The 1,144-nt window shown below is 50.2% G+C and carries 2 protein-coding genes; both read left to right on the forward strand.

All coding sequences use genetic code 11. The annotated features are described in order from the left end of the window. A partial coding sequence (dcuC, locus tag ACRC27_RS13055) for a C4-dicarboxylate transporter DcuC (protein WP_438640074.1) occupies positions 1-303 on the forward strand: 303 nt, incomplete at its 5' end. Positions 304-314: 11 nt separating this feature from the next. Continuing rightward, the coding region (locus ACRC27_RS13060) for an amidohydrolase (RefSeq protein WP_438640075.1) at positions 315-1,144 on the forward strand (830 nt) is incomplete at its 3' end.

Genomic DNA, 1,144 nt, shown 5'->3' on the forward strand with positions numbered 1-1,144 from the left:
TTCGCTCGCTGGGGAGGGACATTAGGGCCATTTTTTATGGGGCTAATTACTGGAACGGGTGATGCGACAGCTTTTGCATTTAATGAAGCAGTTACGCCACATGCCAATATGTTCGGCTATGAAGTAAATACATTAGGTGTAGGTGTTATGCTGGCTTCGGCACTGGGCCGCAACATGTCACCGCTGGCTGGTGCTGCGATTGTTTGTGCAGGTCTTGCTGGCGTAAACCCTTTAGAGATCGCTAAACGTACCGCTCCAGGCATGATTGTGGCGGTATTATTTATTGCATTGTTCTTCTTATAAACGGAGGCCCTATGTCTGAATTAAATCAATTACAACAATGGCGCCGTGCGTTTCATCAGATCCCAGAACGTGGTTGGGGTGAGTTTATGACCACGGCCAAAATTATTACACAGCTACGTGATATGGGCTGGGATGTGCTAACTGCCTCAGAATTTTTGTCTAGCGAGTATATTTTAGGTCGTAATGAGAATGAGGTGGCGGCCAGTCTGGCTCGTGCACAAGCGGCAGGCATCTCTCAAACCTTGCTCGATGAGATGGATGGGCTGACCGGTTGCGTTGCGGTATGGGATAGTGGCCGTGCTGGACCGATTACTACGTTACGTTTTGATATTGATTGTGTGGCGGTTTCCGAGTCAGATGATGAGTCGCATATTCCAGCTCTAGTGGGCTTTACGTCTAAGCACCCAGGCGATATGCATGCGTGCGGGCATGATGGTCATATTGCGATGGGACTGGGTTTAGCGCAGTGGGTTATGCGTGCCAAAGCGCAGTTGTGCGGCAAAATAAAATTGGTTTTTCAACCCGCTGAAGAGGGCGTGCGCGGGGCTAAACCGGTTGCTGAGGGGGGGATTTTAGATGACAGCGATTATTTTCTCGCTGCACATATTGGCATGGGAGTACCTAGTGGTTGCGTAGCGGTCGCGCCAACAGATTTTTTGTGTACCACGAAACTTGATTTCACGTTTCATGGCGCGCCAGCTCATGCCGGAGTAAATCCACATTTGGGGGCCAATGCGCTAGCGGGAGCTTGTCATTGTGTTACTCAGCTTTTGGCCATTCCTCGTCACGGTGAGGGGATGTCACGTATAAATATTGGCATGCTGCATGCCGGTGAAGGGCG

The sequence above is a fragment of the Plesiomonas sp. genome (assembly GCF_051650925.1).
Taxonomy (GTDB): domain Bacteria; phylum Pseudomonadota; class Gammaproteobacteria; order Enterobacterales; family CAMTGL01; genus Plesiomonas.